Origin of the sequence: Mesorhizobium sp. KR9-304 (genome assembly GCF_040049215.1) — a bacterium.
GTDB lineage: Bacteria > Pseudomonadota > Alphaproteobacteria > Rhizobiales > Rhizobiaceae > Mesorhizobium_K.
In genome coordinates this window covers 2,339,097-2,355,728 of the sequence record NZ_JBDZDN010000001.1, presented here as the reverse complement: position 1 = coordinate 2,355,728, position 16,632 = coordinate 2,339,097, and the positions used below count along the sequence as shown (strand labels likewise).

The following is a 16,632-nucleotide window of genomic DNA, read 5'->3' as shown; positions in this document are numbered from 1 at the left end:
TTGGTTCTATGATCATCGCAATTCCGGACGGAAAACCGGTTTCCACTTTTCCTGGAATTGCTCACGCGGACGGATGGGCTCGATGAACGGCGGCAGGATTTTCGCGGCGATCGCACTGTTGCTGGCTGCTCTGGTGGTGAGCGGCTGCGGACGCAAGTCGAGCCTCGATTCCCCCTACCAGGCACAGGTCGACGCGCGCAAGGAAGCCGAGAAGGCAGGCGAGCCGCTGCCGCCCGAGCCGGCGAAACCGGACAAGGACAAGCCGTTCCTGCTCGATCCGCTTCTCTGACCGTTCCCAAACCTGCAAGATGAACCATTTCCATTATCAGGGCGGCGTGCTGCACGCCGAGGACGTTGCCATTCCGGAGATCGCGGCGGTCGTCGGGACGCCCTTCTACTGCTATTCGACGGCGACGCTGACCAGGCACTACCGCGTGTTCGCCAAGGCATTCGCCGGCATGGACAGCCTGGTCTGCTATGCGCTGAAGGCGAATTCCAACCAGGCGGTGCTCAAGCTGCTCGCCAAGCTCGGCGCCGGCGCCGACGTGGTGTCGGAAGGCGAGATGCGCCGGGCGCTCGCGGCGGGCTTTCCGGCGGAAAAGATCCTGTTTTCCGGCGTCGGCAAGACGGCACGGGAAATGGACTTTGCGCTCGATGCCGGCATCCTCTGCTTCAACGTCGAGTCGGAGCCCGAACTGGAGCTGCTGTCGGCGCGCGCCGTCGCGCTCGGGCGGGAGGCGCGCGTGTCGCTGCGCATCAATCCCGATGTCGACGCCAGGACGCACAGGAAGATTTCGACCGGGCTGGCCGAGAACAAGTTCGGCATACAATGGCAGCGCGCGCGGGCGGTCTACGCGCGCGCCGCCGAGCTGCCGGGCATCGAGGTCGCCGGCATCGACATGCATATCGGCAGCCAGATCACCGATCTGCAGCCCTTCGACGACGCCTTCGCGCTGCTGGCCGAACTGGTCGGGACACTGAAGGCCGACGGCCATAGGATCGAGCATGTCGACCTCGGCGGCGGGCTCGGCGTCCCCTACCGTACCGACAATGACCCGCCGCCGCTGCCCGACGCCTATGCGGAAATCGTGAGGAAGCGGATCGCACCGCTTGGCCTCAAGGTGATGTTCGAGCCGGGCCGGCTGATCGTCGGCAATGCCGGGATATTGGTGGCGCAGGTGATCTACGCAAAGGAAGGCGACGCCAAGAACTTCCTCATCGTCGACGCGGCGATGAACGACCTGATCCGGCCGACGCTGTACGACGCCTTCCACGACATCCGCCCTGTCGTCGAGCCCGCGGCGGACGCGCCGCGCATGACGGCCGATGTCGTCGGCCCGGTCTGCGAGACCGGCGATTTCCTCGGCCTGGACCGCGACCTGCCGAAGCTGAAGTCCGGCGACCTGATCGCGGTGGGCACGGCCGGCGCCTATGGCGCGGTGCAGGCCGGCACCTATAATTCCCGACTTCTGGTGCCGGAGGTGCTGGTTGACGGCGACCGCTTCCACGTGGTGCGTCCGCGCGGAACCTATGAAGAGCTGATTGCACTGGATTCGGTGCCGGACTGGCTCTGATCTGCTCCGACATCGTCTGGTGACAGCCCGATCACGTTTTGGCGAACCGCCTCGCCTTTGCCGCACTTGCTGCTATTCTTCGATTCCTGAAGCCGCGCATGCGCGCGGCGGCTGGAAGGGCCGATGACGGAAACCAATGCGGCAGGAACTGACCTAGGTCTGACGACAAGACTTGCGCGGGCGCGCCTGGCGGTCCGCGCAACTGTCATCGTCGAACGCGGCTGGCCGCTCGTCCTCCCCCTTCTGGTGATCGTCAGCCTGTTCCTCAGCCTGTCGTGGCTCGGTGTCTTCCGCACCCTGCCCGACATGGTCCGGCTCGCCGCAATGATCGCGCTCGGCATCGCCGCGCTTGCCGCCCTCTATCCGCTGCGCTTCTACCGCCGCCCGACGGCGGGCGAGATCGACCGCCGCATCGAGCGCGCCAACAAGCTCGCACATACACCGGTGCTGGTACAGACCGACCGGCCGTCCGGGAAGAATGGCGCCCAGGGCGGCGCCTTTGCGGAGGCGCTGTGGCGCGAACATCAGCGCCGCATGGCCGCGAGCCTGGAAGGTGTCGGCGGCGACCTGCCGCGCACGCGCGTTCCCGAGCGCGATCCCTGGGGACTGCGCGCGACGGCGATGCTGCTCCTGGTGACGGCGTTCGCGTTTTCGTTCGGGCCGCTGGGCGGCCGGATCGGCGATGGGTTCCGGGCGCATGGCTGGATGGAGACGATCCCGCCGCGCATCGACGCCTGGGTGACGCCGCCTGCCTATACCGGCAAGGCGCCGGTCTTCCTGACCTCGAGCAACAACACTGAGATAAGCGGCCAGGCGGCGAATGAGACCGCGGCCCCGCCGCCGCCGTCCTCCTTCACCGTGCCCGAAAACAGCGAGCTGTCGCTGCGCGTGACCGGCGGATCGGGCGAGGAGACGCTGGTCTTCACGGACGCTGCCGGCAACACGCGCGACATCGAGCCGCAAGGCGTCACCACAAGTTCGGAAGTGGCAGCCGCCGTGCCCGCACCAGCAGCCACCTTAGCCACGGGTGCGCGGCAGTTTGCCGGCAAGCTGACGACAGACGGCACGCTGTCGCTGAAGTCCGGCGACCGCCAGCTTTCGACATGGGTCTTCGCCGTGACGGCCGACCACCCGCCGGCGATCCGTTTCTCTGAAGATCCCAAGCGCGCGGTGAACGGCGCGCTGGAACTCGCCTACGAGGTCGAGGACGACTATGGCGCGACGGAGGCGATCGCCGACTTCGCGCTGGAGGACGCGCCGGCCGCCGACGCGCATCCGCTTTATGGCAAGCCGGAGATGAAGCTCTCCCTGCCCCGACGCGACGCCAAGGGGCCTGCCGCCAAGACCTCGCGAGACCTGACCGAACATGTCTGGGCGGGATCGCGAATCAAGCTGACCCTGAAGGCGACCGACGCCGCCGGCCAGGAAGCGACGTCGGAAACGAAGACGTTCGCCATGCCCGAGCGCATCTTCACCAATCCGCTCGCCAGGGCGGTGGTGGAGCACCGCAAGATCTTTTCGCTCGACGCCAACCGGAAGCGGGACGCGCTCGACCTGATCGACGCGATCACGCTGCGGCCAGAGGACACGTTCGACAACCCCTCCCACTATCTCGGCATCATGACCGGGCGCACCAAGCTGGTCATGGCCCGCACCGACGAGGAACTGCGCGCGGTCGCCGACTACATGTGGGAGATGGCGCTTTCGATCGAGGACGGCGACCTCTCGGCCGCCGAGAAGCGCCTGCGCCAGGCGCAGGAGGCGCTGCAGCAGGCGCTGGACAACAACGCGTCCGACGAGGAAATCGACCGGTTGATGGCCGAGCTGCGCCAGGCCATGGACGAGTTCCTGCGCGAATTCGCCGAGCGCGCGATGCAGAACCCGAACATGGCCCAGCAGATGCCGCAAGACGGGCAGGAGCTGCGCCAGAACGACCTGCAGAGGATGCTCGACCAGATCGAGAACCTGGCGAAATCGGGCAACCGCGACCAGGCCAAGGACCTTCTGGCGCAGTTGCAGCAGATGATGAACAATCTGCAGGCGGGCCGCCAGCAGCAGGGCCAGAACGGCCAGCAGAACTCCGAGATGCGCCAGCAGATGGACAAGCTCGGCGAAATCATGCGCCGCCAGCAGGAGATGATGAACGAGACGTTCCGCATGGACCAGATGCGGCGCGACCAGCAGCAGCGCGGCCAGGACCGCAGCGAGCAGCGGGGCGAGAACGGGCAAGGCCAGCAACCGGGCGAGCAGGAGGGCCAACAACCGGGCCAGGGCCAGCCGATGACGCCCGAGGAATTTGCAGAGGCGATGAAGCAACTGCAGGAGGGGCAGGGCCAGCTGCAGGGCGACCTCGAAGCGCTGACGAAGAGCCTCGAAGGCATGGGCATGCAGCCCGGCGAAGGGTTTGGCGAAGCCGGCGAGGCGATGGGCGAGGCGGAAGGCTCGCTCGGCAAGGGCGAAGGCGACCGCGCCGTCGGCGAGCAGGGCCGCGCCCTGGAAGCCCTGCGAAAGGGCGCGCAGGACATGATGAACCAGATGATGCAGGCCATGCAGGGCGAGGATGGCGGCGGCCAGGAAGGCGGCCGCCAGCAGAACGCCGACCGCGACCCGCTCGGCCGCCCGCGCGCCACCACCGGTCCGGATTTCGGCGATTCGGTGACGGTTCCCGACGAGATCGACGTTCAGCGCGCCCGCCAGATTCTCGAAGCGATCCGCAAGCGGCTCGGCAACGCGCTGAGCCCGGAACTCGAGCGCAGCTACCTGGAACGGCTGCTGGAGATGAAATAGGCTTCCGGCAAGACTACGGCAGGCCCGGCTCCGTTCGCAGGAGCGACGCTCGTCCCGAGAATGCCGCCCACCAATCCGACAGCTTGGGGTGACACGATAGCTCCGCGCGGCCCTCTGCCGCCGCGGTGAAATACGCGACCATCGCGCCGAAATGAAGGTCGGCCAGCGAGAGCGACGGACCGGCGAGAAATTGGCCTCCCGACGCCAGTCCGTCCAACGCCGCAAACACCATCTTCGACTTCCGCAGCCCTTCGGCGATCACAGCCTCGTCGCTTGCGGTTCCTTGAGCGGGCCTGAAAACGCGATGCGAGAAGACCTGCCGGACCATAGGCCAGTAGCCGTAGGAGTCGGCGACGGCGATCATCTGGTTCATGCGCGCGCGGTCCTGCGGATCGGCGGGCTGCAGCGCGAGGCCGGCGAAGGCCTCGTCGACATAGCGGGTGATCGCCGTCGTTTCGTAGAGCACGAAACCGTCATGAACGAGCGTCGGCACGCGTCCGAAAGGATTGAGCGCGAGATAGGCCTGCGGGATCGTTTCCGCGAAGGGATCAACCTCGACATGCGTCCAGGCGAGGTTCTTCTCGGTGAGCGTCATGGCGACGATGCGCAGATAGACGCTGTAGCGATAGCCGTGCAGTTCGAGCGTCATCAGATCGCCGTGCGTCCGTTCGGACGCACAAAAGGACGATCTGAACTTTTGACTGAGCATCGGATTAGTCCAAAAACCGGCTTTCTACTTTTGGTCCCGATGCCTGCTCAGGCATCGCCCTTGACGATGCCGACGAAAGGCAGTTCGCGGAAGGCGTGCGCCACGTCCATGCCGTAGCCCACGACGAAATAGTCCGGGCAGTCGAAGCCGACATAGTCGGCATTGAGCGTCGTCTGGCGGCGCATGCGCTTGTCGAGAAGCACGGCGATCGAACAGCTTTTTGCGCCCCGCGACAGCATCAGCTCGCGCGTGAACTTCAGCGTCTTTCCCGATTCCAGGATGTCGTCGATGAGCAGCACGTCGCGGCCGGCGACCTCATTGTCGATGTCGCGCAGCACCCTCACCTCGCCGCTGGTCGTACCGGCGCCGTAGCTGGAGATGAAGATGAACTCGACCTCGGGCGACAAGCCGACATCATGCATGGCGCGGATGAGGTCGGCAGCGAAGATGAAGGAGCCCTTGAGGATCGAGATGACCAAGAGGTCGGTGTAGTCCTTGCCTGCGATCTCCTTGGCGAGCTCCAGATTGCGCCGGGCGATGGCCGACGCCGAGAACAGGACCTCGATCTCCTTGCCCCTGACGACTGGCATTTTCCGCGTTCCTATTCCGCGAAGGTGACCGAAACGGTCTTCACTCCGTTCTTAGGCACATCGAGGCGGCTGGAAAAGGCGAATGTTTCGCCAGGCGCCATCGGGCGGCCCGCTGTCCCCAACCTGTAGTAGGTGACGAGGCCGTCATTGCCGGCGACCGCGATATCGAGCGGCGGCAGGTGTTCGGTTGCAGTGCCGTCATTGGCTGCCTCGCCGTCGATGAAAAGCACCGGCCGCGCACCCGACGCATCGACACGCGACGTCACGCCGGAAATCCGCAGCGCGCTTCGGGGAGTCTCGATGCCGATGATGGAAGCGTTGCGAACGAGCACATGACCGCCGGAAACCCAAAAGGCAGCGGCGGCAAGCCCGATGCCCAGTGTCCAGAATAGCGGGCCGCCGCGCGCGACCTTTTGCGGTGGAGCGGCGGCGGCTTTTCGGCGCAGCATCTCCATGCCGCCGAGCGGCGGCGCAGCCGATCCGATGGAAACGGGAGCTTCGTGAGCGTCCGATTCGGCGCGCTGCGGCTCGGAGGGCGGGCGCTCCGGGGGAAGGCTTATGTATTCGGCCTCGATGACATCGCCGGCGCCGGCGCCCTCACGGGCCGGACGGTCAGGCGCGTCGGCCGGCGGGTCCGTCATGATTTCGCCCGAAACGGCGCGTGGCCTCGACCCGTCAGCCATGTGAGCCGACCATCCTTTCGAACCCGTGTCATTCGCCCCGTCATCCGCAGGTAGACCGAAATGGTTAACGTTTCACGACCAGAGGCCAAAATTAACCGGCGATTAACCATGCGGGACCGATGGTCGGCGGCAACTCCAACGGTTTCGCCCGTGCCGAAATTGGCGAAGCCGCATTCGAGGTCTCCAGCATTTGATCCGCTTTGAAAATGTCGGGCTGCGGTACGGGATGGGCGCGGAAATCCTGCGCGACCTGTCGTTCGAAATCCCCGCGCGATCGTTCCAGTTCCTGAGCGGACCATCGGGCGCCGGCAAGACTTCGCTGCTCAGGTTGCTGTTCCTGTCGCTGAAGCCGACGCGCGGCCTGATCTCCGTGTTCGGCAAGGACCGTTCGCGCATCAGCCGGCGTGAGCTGCCCTATATCCGAAGGCGCATCGGCGTCGTGTTCCAGGACTTTCGCCTGCTCGACCACATGACCACCTACGAGAACGTCGCGCTGCCGCTGCGCGTGCGCGGGCGCGACGAGGCGAGCTACAAGAACGACGTAACCGAGCTGCTGAAATGGGTGGGGCTCGGTGAACGCATGCATGTGCTGCCGCCGGTGCTGTCGGGTGGCGAGAAGCAGCGCGCGGCGATCGCACGGGCGCTCATCGAGCAACCCGAGATCCTGCTCGCGGACGAGCCGACGGGCAATGTCGACCCGCCGCTAGCGCGCCGGCTGCTCAGGCTCTTCATCGAGCTCAACCGGCTCGGCACCGCGGTGGTGATCGCCACTCACGACCTCGGCCTGATGGAGCAGGTCGATGCCAGGCGCATGATCCTGTCCGGCGGAAGGCTCGACATCTATGACTGAGATCGTGCCCGGAGCGAGCTTCACCGAAGACGGCATCGCCGACGGCGAAGCCGCCCTACCGCGTACACAGCGGCGCATGGCGCCCATCGTTCCGGCGCAGAATGTCGCCGGACGCGCGCTGATCTCGGTCATCGCCATCATGACCTTCCTGTCCTGCCTGACGCTCGGCGCGGTGACGCTGGTGCGCGACACGGCGGCCGTCTGGGAGAGCCAGATCTCGCGCGAGGCGACGATCCAGATCAAGCCGGCCGAAGGGCTCGACATGGAGGCGGCACTGGAGAAGGCGGCCGAAGTGGCGAGCGGCTTTCCGGGGATCACCGGCGCGCGCATCGTCGACCGCGAGGCCACCGCGCGGCTGCTGGAGCCCTGGCTCGGCGCCGGGCTGAACATAGACGAGCTGCCGGTGCCGCGCCTGGTTATCGTCACCATCAACGAGGCCTATCCGCCGAATTTCGGCCGGCTGCGCGCGGCGATCGCGGCGGAAGTGCCGCAGGCCACGCTCGACGATCACCGCACCTGGGTCGACCGGCTGGTGACCATGGCGCGCACGACCGTGACGATCGGCATCGCCGCACTGGCGCTGATGCTGACGGCGACCGTGCTGTCGGTGGTGTTCGCCACACGCGGCGCTATGGCCGGCAACGGCCACATCATCGAGGTGCTGCATTTCGTCGGCGCCGAGGCGCGCTTCATCGCCAAGGAGTTCCGGCGGCATTTCCTTTCCACCGGCATGAAGGGCGCGGCCGCCGGCGGCATTGCGGCGATCGTCGTGTTCGTCGTCGTGTCCTTCTGGTCGGCGCGAAACCTGGCGACGCCGGAAGCCGACCAGGCGACTGCCTTGTTCGGCAATTTCGCGATCGGCGCCAGCGGCTATGCCGGCGTCGCGCTGATCGTCCTTCTGGTCGGCGTGCTGACCGCGGCGACGTCGCATATGACGGTCGTAGCCTATTTGACCGACATCGAAACCCGCCAGACGGATTAGCCAGACGGATTAGCCAGGCGGATCAGATCCACTGCGGACCAAGGCGAGCCTCGGACTAACCCGAAAACCGGGTTATTTTCGTTCCGTGGCTCCAAGGAAACCCGGCGATGCTCCTACACATCGCCGCAATTCGGCGCTACACATGCCAGCGATGAAGGGACATCATCTAGACGACGCGCCCGATGGGGGACTTGGGCGCGGCTTTGACGCTGTCGTGCGCAAACGCCGGCTGCCAGTTTTTCTGCGTGCGGTCGTCACGGCGGTTCTTGGCTGCGCGATCCTCTTCCTCGGCGGCTTCGCACTCTTCGCCACCCATGTCGGCCAGATGGCAACGCCGAAAGACCCGCCCGCAGCCGACGCCATCATCGTCTTGACCGGCGGCCAGGCGCGGATCGACGCGGCGGTCGGCCTGCTCAAATCCGGCAAGGGCGAGCGTCTGCTGATCAGCGGCGTGCACCACTCGACCAGCCGTACGACCCTGCAGGCGGCGACCGGCGGCGACAAGGCGCTGTTTTCCTGCTGCATCGACATCGACCGCGCCGCGCTCGACACGATCGGCAATGCCGAGGAAAGCGCCAAATGGGTGCGGACGCATGACTACGGCCGCGTGATCCTCGTCACCAACAACTATCATATGCCGCGCAGCCTTCTGGAGATGGGAAGGCTCCTCGACAGGGAGGAACTTGCCCCCTACCCTGTCGTCAACAGCAAGCTCGACAATGGCGGCTGGATGGTCAGGCCGGACGCGCTGCGGGTGCTGTTCACCGAATACAACAAGTATCTGCTGGCGCTGGCGCGAGGCGCGCTGCCGACGACCGCCGACCGCGCCGCGGTGATGAACGCTTCAGCCATCCGACAGGATTGAACGTTCCTTCGCCGACGGTTTTCCTTTGCGTGCGTCTGGTGTAACCAGCATGCGCATCCTCGCAGGTTCTCGCGCATGCTTTACATCCGTTCGCTGGCGTTCAACGTCGCCTTCTACGTCAGCCTGATCATCCAGATGATCTTCTGGACGCCCTACTACTTCCTGTCGCCGCGCCACCGCGCTTGGTTCGTGCCGAAATTCTGGTCTTGGACGAGCCTTTGGTTGATGGAGAAAATCGCCGGCACCAGGAGCGACATCACCGGGGTCGAGAACCTTCCGGAAGGCTCGTTCATCCTGGCGCCCAAACACCAGTCCTTTTGGGACGCGATCGCATTCTTCCCATACCTGCGCGACCCGCTCTACATTTTGAAGCGCGAGTTGCAGTGGATACCGTTCTTCGGTTGGTACATCATGAAGATGCGGATGATACCGGTGAACCGGGGCAAGCGCTCGATCGCGCTGAAGCAGGCGGTGGCTGACACCAAGCGCGAGATGGCGCATGACCGGCAACTGATCATCTATCCTGAAGGCACAAGGCGTGCGCCTGGCGACGAGCCGGCCTACAAATACGGCATTGTCGAGCTCTACGCGCAACTCGACCTGCCAGTGGTGCCGGTGGCGCATGTGGCGGGCCTGTGGTGGCCGCGGCGCAAATTCATGCGCTATCCAGGCACCATTCACGCGCGCTTCCTGCCGCCGATCCCGGCCGGACTCGGCAAGGAAGAATTCATGCGCCGGCTGATTGCTGAGACTGAGGCCGCCTGCGACGAACTGCTGGTCGAAGCGGCGCGGGGCAAAAACCCGCCGCCGCTGCCGCCGACGGCGGTGAAAAGGCTGAAGGAGCTGGGGGCGCTGTAGCCGCCGGCGAATTAAGCGCTCGCCTGGTCCAGTTCCTCGATGTCTGCGGCTGCGAGCTCAAGCTGCGCGGCGCGGATCAGGCTGTCGGCCTGCTCGATCGTGGTGGCGCTTGAAATCGGCGCGGTGACGCCCGGCCGCGCGATGATCCACGCAAGCGCCACTTCGGCCTGCTTCACACCGTGGCGCGCCGATACGGTGTCAAGCGCGGCGAGGATGCGCTTTCCCCTGATGTCGAGATATTTTCCGATGCTGCCGCCGCGCGGGCTTTTGCCGAGGTCGGCCTCGCTGCGGTATTTTCCCGAGAGGAAGCCTCTGGCGAGGCTGAAATAGGTGATGACGCCGATCTCTTCCTTCATGCAGAGATCACGCAGCGGCCCGTCGAAGCTGGAGCGGTCGTAGAGATTGTATTCCGGCTGCAGCACCTCGTAGCGTGGCAGCTTCTTCTGGCTCGCCACCTTGAGCGCCGCCGCGAGTTGGCCGGCGTCGAGGTTGGATGCACCGCACCAGCGGATCTTGCCCTGCTCGATCAGCCGCTGATAGGCGCCGAGCGTCTCGTCATAAGGCACGGTGTCGTCCGGCCAATGCGAGAGATAGAGGTCGATCGTCTCCACCTTCAGGCGCTTCAGCGAATCCTCGACGGCCTTCGCGATGTAGGTGGCCGACAGATCCGTCTTGCCCTGCCCCATGTCCGAGCCCACCTTGGTGATGACGACCACCTTGTCGCGGTTTCCCCTGCTCTTCATCCACTTGCCGATGATGGTCTCCGATTCGCCGCCCTTGTTGCCCGGCGCCCATCGGGAATAGGAATCGGCGGTGTCGACGGCGTTGAGGCCCGCATCGGCGAAACGGTCGAGAATATCGAACGAGGTCTTCTCGTCGGCGGTCCAGCCGAAGACGTTGCCGCCGAGCACGATCGGCGCGATGTCGAGGTCGGTTCTACCCAGGCGGCGTTTCTGCAAGGCACTTCTCCGTAGTCCGTCAATCTGCCGGCTCTCGACCGGCGGCGGCAACCTAGTCCCCAAGGCGGCCGAGTTCAAATCACGCGCTGACAAACCGCGCGCCGAAACGTGACGTAACCGTCACGTCACGAGCCGGCCAACCGCTTCCAGCCAGTGGTCGCGGATGCCCAGCGCCTTCAGATGCGCGATGGTGTTGAGCACGTACTCCTCGTTCGGACCGGCCTGGCCGACCGCACCCGAGACGATCTTCGCCGCGGTCTCCTCATCGAGGCTGCCGGCATATTGTTCGTGCGTCCGGTCGACGACATAGGTGACGGCGATGGCGTTTTCGTTGTTTTCGAGCCGGATCGGCAGCGCGCGCTCCAGATAGACCCTGGTGACGAGTTCGCGGTCGCGCAGATAGGCGAGAACCTCGTCGCGAAGCTCGAAAGGTACGCGGAAGGCGAGGCCGACGCAGGACCCGCCGCGGTCGAGTCCCAGCACAAGGCCGGGCCTTTCGGGCGTGCCGCGATAGATATGCGATGTCACGCAGAGTGACCGACGGAAGCCGTGCAGCCGCGCCCGACGGGTCTCGATATGTGCGAAACCCGGGCGCCACATCAGCGAACCGTAGCCAAAGACCCAAAAATCGCCCATATCGCCGAGCCACTGTCCGTTTCGCCGCAATCTGGCGCAAGCAGACGAATAAAGCATGATTCTCGAAAGTTGAGGCCTCTCGGATTGGGCCAGACGCGGGACACGGGGGAAGCCATGACGGTGACGGAAGACAGGACGCCGAACTACGGCCGGCGCATCCTGTGGCTCGCCGTCTTCGCGGCGGTCCTGTTCGGCGGCTACAGCGCCGGCTGGTTCTATTTGGCCGACCGTCTGGCGACCCGGGCCAAGGCCGCGATCGCCGAGGCGAATCGGGACGGCATCACAGTGGAATGCGACAACACGATCGCGCGCGGCTTTCCGTTCCGCCTCGGCGTCTATTGCGACCGCATCGCCTACGCCGATGCGGCCGAAGCGGTCGGACTGACCGCGGGAAACCTGCGCACCGCGGGCCAGGTCTACGACCCGCTGCGCTTCGTAGCGGAGCTTGACGGGCCGGCGATGGTCGCGACGCCGCGCAACGGCTCGTTCAAGATCGACTGGGAGAAATTGCGCGCAAGCGTGCGGTGGGCAAGGCCGCTGCCGGAACGTGTCTCGGTCGAAGGCGGCGGTGTCGCGGCGACTACCGCGAACGGCGCGCCGCTCGCCACCATCGGCGCCTTCGAGGCGCATATGCGGCCGAACGGCCAGGACCTCGATCTAGCCAGCAGCTTCGAGGGACTGGCGCTCGACCCGGCGCTGGCCGATGGTCGCAAGCTGCCCGCCTTGTCCGGCGAGTCCGACCTGACCATCGACGGCGGCGTCGACCTGCGCGGCATCAGCCTCGAAGACCTGCGCGGCCGCTCCGGCACGATCCGCAATGCCTCGCTCTCAGTCGGGCCGGATTCCGGCTTCACCGTCAACGGGTCATTTTCCATAGGCGACGACGGGCTGATCGATGCCGACCTGAAACTGACGGTGCGCGACCCGCAGGGACTGTCCGCGGCCCTTGCGGAAGCCTTCCCGGAGAAGCGCAGGGAGATCCGCAACGTATCCTCGGCACTGAGTTTCATGGGCAACGACCCTACCCTGCCGTTGGTGATCGAACGGGGCGCGGCGAAGATCGCCTTCTTCAAGCTGGGCGACATTCCGCCGCTGTGAGCCGCCGCTAGCTCTTCGGGTGCTCCACGGCCTGACGGCCGAAGTCGGGCGCGTCGATTTCCTGGCCGGCCTCGATGATCGAGCGGCGCACAGCGCGGGTATGGGTAAAGAGGTCGAACAGCTTGTCGCCGTCGCCCCAGCGGATCGCGCGCTGCAGCGAGGCGAGGTCTTCGGAGAACCGCGCCAGCATTTCGAGGATGGCGTCCTTGTTGTGCAGGCAGACGTCGCGCCACATGGTCGGATCCGAAGCGGCGAGGCGCGTGAAGTCGCGGAAACCCGAGGCGGAATATTTGATCACCTCGGACTGCGTGACGGCCTCAAGATCGTTGGCGGTGCCGACGATGTTGTAGGCGATGATGTGCGGCAAATGCGAGACGATGGCGAGGACCTTGTCGTGGTGGTCGGGGTCCATCGTGTCGATGTTGGAGCCGCAGCGCCGCCAGAATTCGGACAAGCGCTCCAGCGCGGCGGGATCGGTTCCCGGCAGCGGCGTGAAGATGCACCAGCGGTTTTCGAACAGGTCGGCGAAACCGGCGTCCGGGCCGGATTTTTCGGTGCCGGCAAGCGGATGGCCGGGAATGAAATGAACGCCGGCAGGCATGTGCGGCGACATCTGCGCGATGACGGAACGCTTTGTCGATCCCACGTCGGTGACGATGGCACCCGGCTTCAGCGCCGGCGCGATCTCGGCAGCCACCGCGCCGGACGAGCCGACCGGCACCGAAACGATGACGAGGTCGGCGCCCTTGACCGCCTCCGCGGCATCGGTCGTGTAGCTGTCGCCGAGTTCGAGTTCCCTGGCGCGCGCCAGTGTCTTTGCGCTGCGCGTGGCTATGGCGATATGGCCGGCAAGGTTCTCGCGGCGCACGACGCGCGCCAGCGACGAGCCGATCAGGCCGATGCCGACGAGCGTGATCTTCTCAAAAATGGGGTCCGGCATGACGTCAGCTTTTCAGGAATTCGGCGAGCGCCGCGGCGACGCCGCGGTTCGCCTCCTCGGTGCCGACGGTCATGCGCAGCGCATTGGGAAAACCATAAGCCGCGACGCGGCGGAGGATGTAGCCGCGCGACGACAGGAACGCGTCGGCTTTCTCCGCCGAGTGCTTCTCGTCGGTCGGGAAATGAATCAGGATGAAATTGCCGACGCTCGGCGTGACGCGCAGGCCGAGCTTCGGCAGCTCTTCCGACAGCCAGCGTAGCCAGTGGTCATTGTGCGCGACGGTGCGGTCCACATGGGCTCGGTCCTTCAGTGCGGCGACGCCGGCCTCGATGGCGGCGGCGTTGACATTGAACGGTCCGCGCATGCGGTTGATCGCGTCGACGATGTGCGCCGGCCCGTACATCCAGCCGATGCGCATCCCGCCGAGGCCATGGATCTTGGAGAAAGTGCGCGTCATCACGACGTTCTGCGAGTTGCCGACGAGCTCGACTCCGGCCTCGTAGTCGTTGCGGCGGACATATTCCGCATAGGCAGCGTCGATCACGAGCAGAACGTGCCTGGGCAGGCCGGCATGCAGGCGGCGGATTTCCTCGAACGGAAGATAGGTGCCGGTCGGGTTGTTGGGGTTGGCCAGGAAGACGATCTTCGTGCGCGGAGAAACGGCGGCGAGGATGGCGTCGACATCGGCGCGCTCCTCGGTCTCCTTCACCGAAACCGGCACGGCGCCGGCCGCCTGGATGTAGATCTTGTAGACGAGGAAACCATGCTCGGTGAAGATCGCCTCGTCGCCCGGCGAAAGATAGGTCTGCGCCAGGAGGCCGAGGATCTCGTCCGAGCCGTTGGAGCACACGATGTTGGCCGGGTTCAGCCCATGCGCCTCGCCGATTGCCTCGCGCAGCCTAGTCGCCGCGCCGTCGGGATAGAATTCGAGCTTGCCCGCGACCTCGCGCACCGCCTCGATGACCTTGGGCGATGAGCCGAGCGGATTCTCGTTGGACGACAGCTTGTGCACCTTCACGGCGCCATGCGCCCCGCTCTTACCAGGCACATAGGCCTCGATGTCCATGACGCCTGCGCGCGGCTGCGGACGGGAGAGATCGGTCGCTTTCGTCATGTAAACGGTCCGGAAACGGCCTCGGGATGAGGACGGCAGCGGAATACAGGCCATGGCAGGGAATGTCGAGACCGCAGCGCGGCCCGGGTTCCGCCCGGTTGACGACCGGCACCTGCAGGCATAGATACGCTCAAGTTCCGTGGTGATTTGGCCGGTCGGCTTGCAGCCACGTTAAAAAACTCGCTAAAGGGCCGTTTGCATCCTGTAACCGGCTTTGCGCGAGCAAAGGCCGGTTTTTTTGTCTGGAGTTTTGCGATGCCGATCAAGATACCCGATCAGTTGCCAGCCCACGAAATCCTCGTGCGCGAGGGCATATCGGTGATGGATGAGCGCACCGCGTTGCGCCAGGACATCCGTCCGCTGCAGATCGGGCTGTTGAACCTGATGCCCAACAAGATCAGGACCGAAACGCAATTCGCGCGGCTAATCGGCGCCTCTCCTCTCCAGGTGGAGCTGACCCTTGTGCGCATTGGCGGCCACAAGGCCAAGAACACGTCCGAGGAACACCTGATCTCTTTTTACCGGACCTGGGAAGAGGTCGCGGAGCGCAAGTTCGACGGCTTCATCGTCACGGGAGCTCCTATCGAGCTGCTGCCCTTCGAAGAGGTCACCTACTGGAAGGAACTTGAGCAGATACTCGACTGGACGACGACCAACGTGCACTCGTCGTTTTTCATATGCTGGGGAGCCATGGCGGCCGCCTGGCATTTCCACCGCATTCCCAAATACACGCTGGACAAGAAGGCCTTCGGTGTCTTCCGGCACAGCAACAACGCCCCTACCTCGCCCTACCTGGCCGGCTTCTCGGACGATTTCGCCATTCCGGTGTCGCGATGGACGGAGGTAAGGTCCAGCGATGTCCGCGCTGCGCCGGACCTCGAACTGCTGATGGAGTCCGATGTGACCGGTCCGGGCCTGGCTGCCGAAAGGACCGGCAACCGGCTCTACATGTTCAACCACATCGAATACGACTCGACCTCGCTGAAGGAGGAATACGATCGCGACGTGGCCGCGGGCTCGCCGATCGCGATACCGCATGGATACTATCCCGAGGACGACCCCAGCCGGCCACCGCTCAATCGCTGGCGCTCCCACGCTCATCTCTTGTTCGGCAACTGGATCAACCAGGTCTACCAGACGACGTCCTTCGACCTTGAGCTGATCGGTCCTGCAGAAGCGGCGGCCGGCTAGGCCGCGCCCTGCAGTTCGGCCCTACAATTGCGGCAAAGACCGTGTGGCCGCCCCTTGCGGCGACAGCACCGGCACGAAGACGCGGCGCGAGGCGCGCTTGGCGACCGGCAGGCCCTGGTAGAGACGTTTCTGCGCCTCAACGACGATGACACCGGAGAAGATCGGCCACAGACGGCGGCCCGTTCGCTCCAGCACGCCATGGAAGCGCATCATGAACCGCCGCTTCGACGGCGGGAAGAACAGCGCGTCGGCCCAGGCGGAGGGCGTGAAGTTCGCCTCCCTGAGCAGTTCGTTGAGCTGGCCGCGCGAAAAGGGCCGGCCGGTGCCGAACGGTGTATGCTCGAAGCGCGCCCATATGCCGCGCCTGTTGGGCACGACGATGACGATGCGCCCGGCGGGCGACAGCACGCGCCATATTTCCTTCAGCGTCTCGCGCGGGCTTTCGGCGTGTTCGAGCGAGTGTACGAGCAGCATGCGGTCGATCGAAGAATCGACCAGCGGCAGTTCCTCGTCGAACACCAGCGCCGTGGCCGAGGGACCTGCGGCAGGCCAGGTCACTGCGCCCTGGGTTGCCGGCATGAAGGCGAAGACGCGGTCGGCATCCGCGCCGAAACGGTCGAGCCAGGGCAGCGTGTAACCGAGGCCCACAAGCCGTTCGTTGGGCAGATTCGCCCAGACCGACGAGATCGCCATCGTGATCGAGCGCTCGGCGAGCCGCCCGAGCAGCGACGAATAGAAGGATCTGAGATCGACTATGTCCGAATTCATGCGGCGGACCCTACTGCATCGGCCCGAA

Annotated in this window: 17 protein-coding genes and 1 riboswitch; of the genes, 9 read left to right on the top strand and 8 right to left on the bottom strand. The window is 65.2% G+C overall.

What is annotated here, in order from left to right; all coding sequences use genetic code 11:
* Positions 1-82: 82 nt before the first annotated feature.
* The 3 genes from ABLE71_RS11245 (at position 83) to ABLE71_RS11235 (ending at position 4,361) form a co-directional block, all read left to right on the top strand.
* Positions 83-289, top strand: a complete 207-nt coding sequence (locus tag ABLE71_RS11245) for a lipoprotein (protein WP_348783426.1) — start codon at positions 83-85, stop codon at positions 287-289.
* Between the two features lie 19 nt (positions 290-308).
* Positions 309-1,574, top strand: coding sequence for a diaminopimelate decarboxylase (lysA, locus tag ABLE71_RS11240; protein ID WP_348783425.1), 1,266 nt, complete (start codon positions 309-311; stop codon positions 1,572-1,574).
* A gap of 123 nt (positions 1,575-1,697) precedes the next feature.
* Positions 1,698-4,361 carry a TIGR02302 family protein gene (locus ABLE71_RS11235; RefSeq protein WP_348783424.1) on the top strand — a complete coding sequence of 888 codons (2,664 nt, stop codon included), beginning with the start codon at positions 1,698-1,700 and terminating at the stop codon, positions 4,359-4,361.
* Positions 4,362-4,374: 13 nt separating this feature from the next.
* On the opposite strand, the gene ABLE71_RS11230 is transcribed toward ABLE71_RS11235, so the two are convergent.
* From ABLE71_RS11230 to ABLE71_RS11220, 3 genes are all read right to left on the bottom strand, one after another.
* Positions 4,375-5,010, bottom strand: coding sequence for a glutathione S-transferase family protein (locus ABLE71_RS11230; RefSeq protein ID WP_348783423.1), 636 nt, complete (start codon positions 5,008-5,010; stop codon positions 4,375-4,377).
* A gap of 107 nt (positions 5,011-5,117) precedes the next feature.
* Entirely contained in the window at positions 5,118-5,660 is a 543-nt protein-coding gene (gene hpt, locus ABLE71_RS11225; RefSeq protein ID WP_348783422.1) for a hypoxanthine phosphoribosyltransferase, read from the bottom strand.
* An 11-nt stretch (positions 5,661-5,671) separates the two neighbouring features.
* A complete protein-coding gene (locus ABLE71_RS11220; protein WP_348783421.1) occupies positions 5,672-6,343 on the bottom strand; it encodes a hypothetical protein in 672 nt (223 codons plus the stop codon).
* 190 nt (positions 6,344-6,533) lie between these two features.
* Between ABLE71_RS11220 and ftsE the strand changes: the two genes are divergently transcribed.
* The 4 genes from ftsE (at position 6,534) to ABLE71_RS11200 (ending at position 9,898) form a co-directional block, all read left to right on the top strand.
* Positions 6,534-7,193, top strand: a complete 660-nt coding sequence (gene ftsE / locus ABLE71_RS11215; RefSeq protein WP_348783420.1) for a cell division ATP-binding protein FtsE — start codon at positions 6,534-6,536, stop codon at positions 7,191-7,193.
* A complete protein-coding gene (locus tag ABLE71_RS11210) occupies positions 7,186-8,175 on the top strand; it encodes an ABC transporter permease (RefSeq protein ID WP_348783419.1) in 990 nt (329 codons plus the stop codon). The genes ftsE and ABLE71_RS11210 overlap by 8 nt, the downstream gene beginning before the upstream one ends.
* Before the next feature lie 142 nt (positions 8,176-8,317).
* A complete protein-coding gene (locus ABLE71_RS11205; protein WP_348783418.1) occupies positions 8,318-9,040 on the top strand; it encodes a YdcF family protein in 723 nt (240 codons plus the stop codon).
* A gap of 75 nt (positions 9,041-9,115) precedes the next feature.
* Positions 9,116-9,898, top strand: a complete 783-nt coding sequence (locus ABLE71_RS11200; RefSeq protein WP_348783417.1) for a 1-acyl-sn-glycerol-3-phosphate acyltransferase — start codon at positions 9,116-9,118, stop codon at positions 9,896-9,898.
* 11 nt (positions 9,899-9,909) lie between these two features.
* Here ABLE71_RS11200 and ABLE71_RS11195 read toward each other — a convergent pair whose 3' ends face one another.
* Both ABLE71_RS11195 and ABLE71_RS11190 read right to left on the bottom strand, forming a co-directional pair.
* Positions 9,910-10,857, bottom strand: a complete 948-nt coding sequence (locus ABLE71_RS11195; protein WP_348783416.1) for an aldo/keto reductase — start codon at positions 10,855-10,857, stop codon at positions 9,910-9,912.
* 120 nt (positions 10,858-10,977) lie between these two features.
* Complete coding sequence (locus ABLE71_RS11190) at positions 10,978-11,493, bottom strand: gamma-glutamylcyclotransferase (RefSeq protein ID WP_348783415.1); 516 nt, start codon at positions 11,491-11,493, stop codon at positions 10,978-10,980.
* Between the two features lie 114 nt (positions 11,494-11,607).
* Here ABLE71_RS11190 and ABLE71_RS11185 point away from each other — a divergent pair, with 114 nt between their 5' ends.
* Positions 11,608-12,591, top strand: coding sequence for a DUF2125 domain-containing protein (locus ABLE71_RS11185; protein WP_348783414.1), 984 nt, complete (start codon positions 11,608-11,610; stop codon positions 12,589-12,591).
* Between the two features lie 7 nt (positions 12,592-12,598).
* On the opposite strand, the gene ABLE71_RS11180 is transcribed toward ABLE71_RS11185, so the two are convergent.
* On the bottom strand, positions 12,599-13,531 hold the full coding sequence (locus ABLE71_RS11180) for a prephenate/arogenate dehydrogenase family protein (RefSeq protein WP_348783413.1): 933 nt from the start codon (positions 13,529-13,531) through the stop codon (positions 12,599-12,601).
* 4 nt (positions 13,532-13,535) lie between these two features.
* Positions 13,536-14,645 (bottom strand): histidinol-phosphate transaminase, encoded by a 1,110-nt coding sequence (gene hisC / locus ABLE71_RS11175; protein ID WP_348783412.1) that lies wholly within the window; start codon positions 14,643-14,645, stop codon positions 13,536-13,538.
* 129 nt (positions 14,646-14,774) lie between these two features.
* Positions 14,775-14,852, top strand: a riboswitch (SAM riboswitch).
* 48 nt (positions 14,853-14,900) lie between these two features.
* Here hisC and metA point away from each other — a divergent pair.
* Positions 14,901-15,836 carry a homoserine O-succinyltransferase gene (metA, locus tag ABLE71_RS11170; protein ID WP_348783411.1) on the top strand — a complete coding sequence of 312 codons (936 nt, stop codon included), beginning with the start codon at positions 14,901-14,903 and terminating at the stop codon, positions 15,834-15,836.
* Positions 15,837-15,857: 21 nt separating this feature from the next.
* On the opposite strand, the gene ABLE71_RS11165 is transcribed toward metA, so the two are convergent.
* Entirely contained in the window at positions 15,858-16,604 is a 747-nt protein-coding gene (locus ABLE71_RS11165; RefSeq protein WP_348783410.1) for a class I SAM-dependent methyltransferase, read from the bottom strand.
* Positions 16,605-16,632 lie beyond the last annotated feature (28 nt).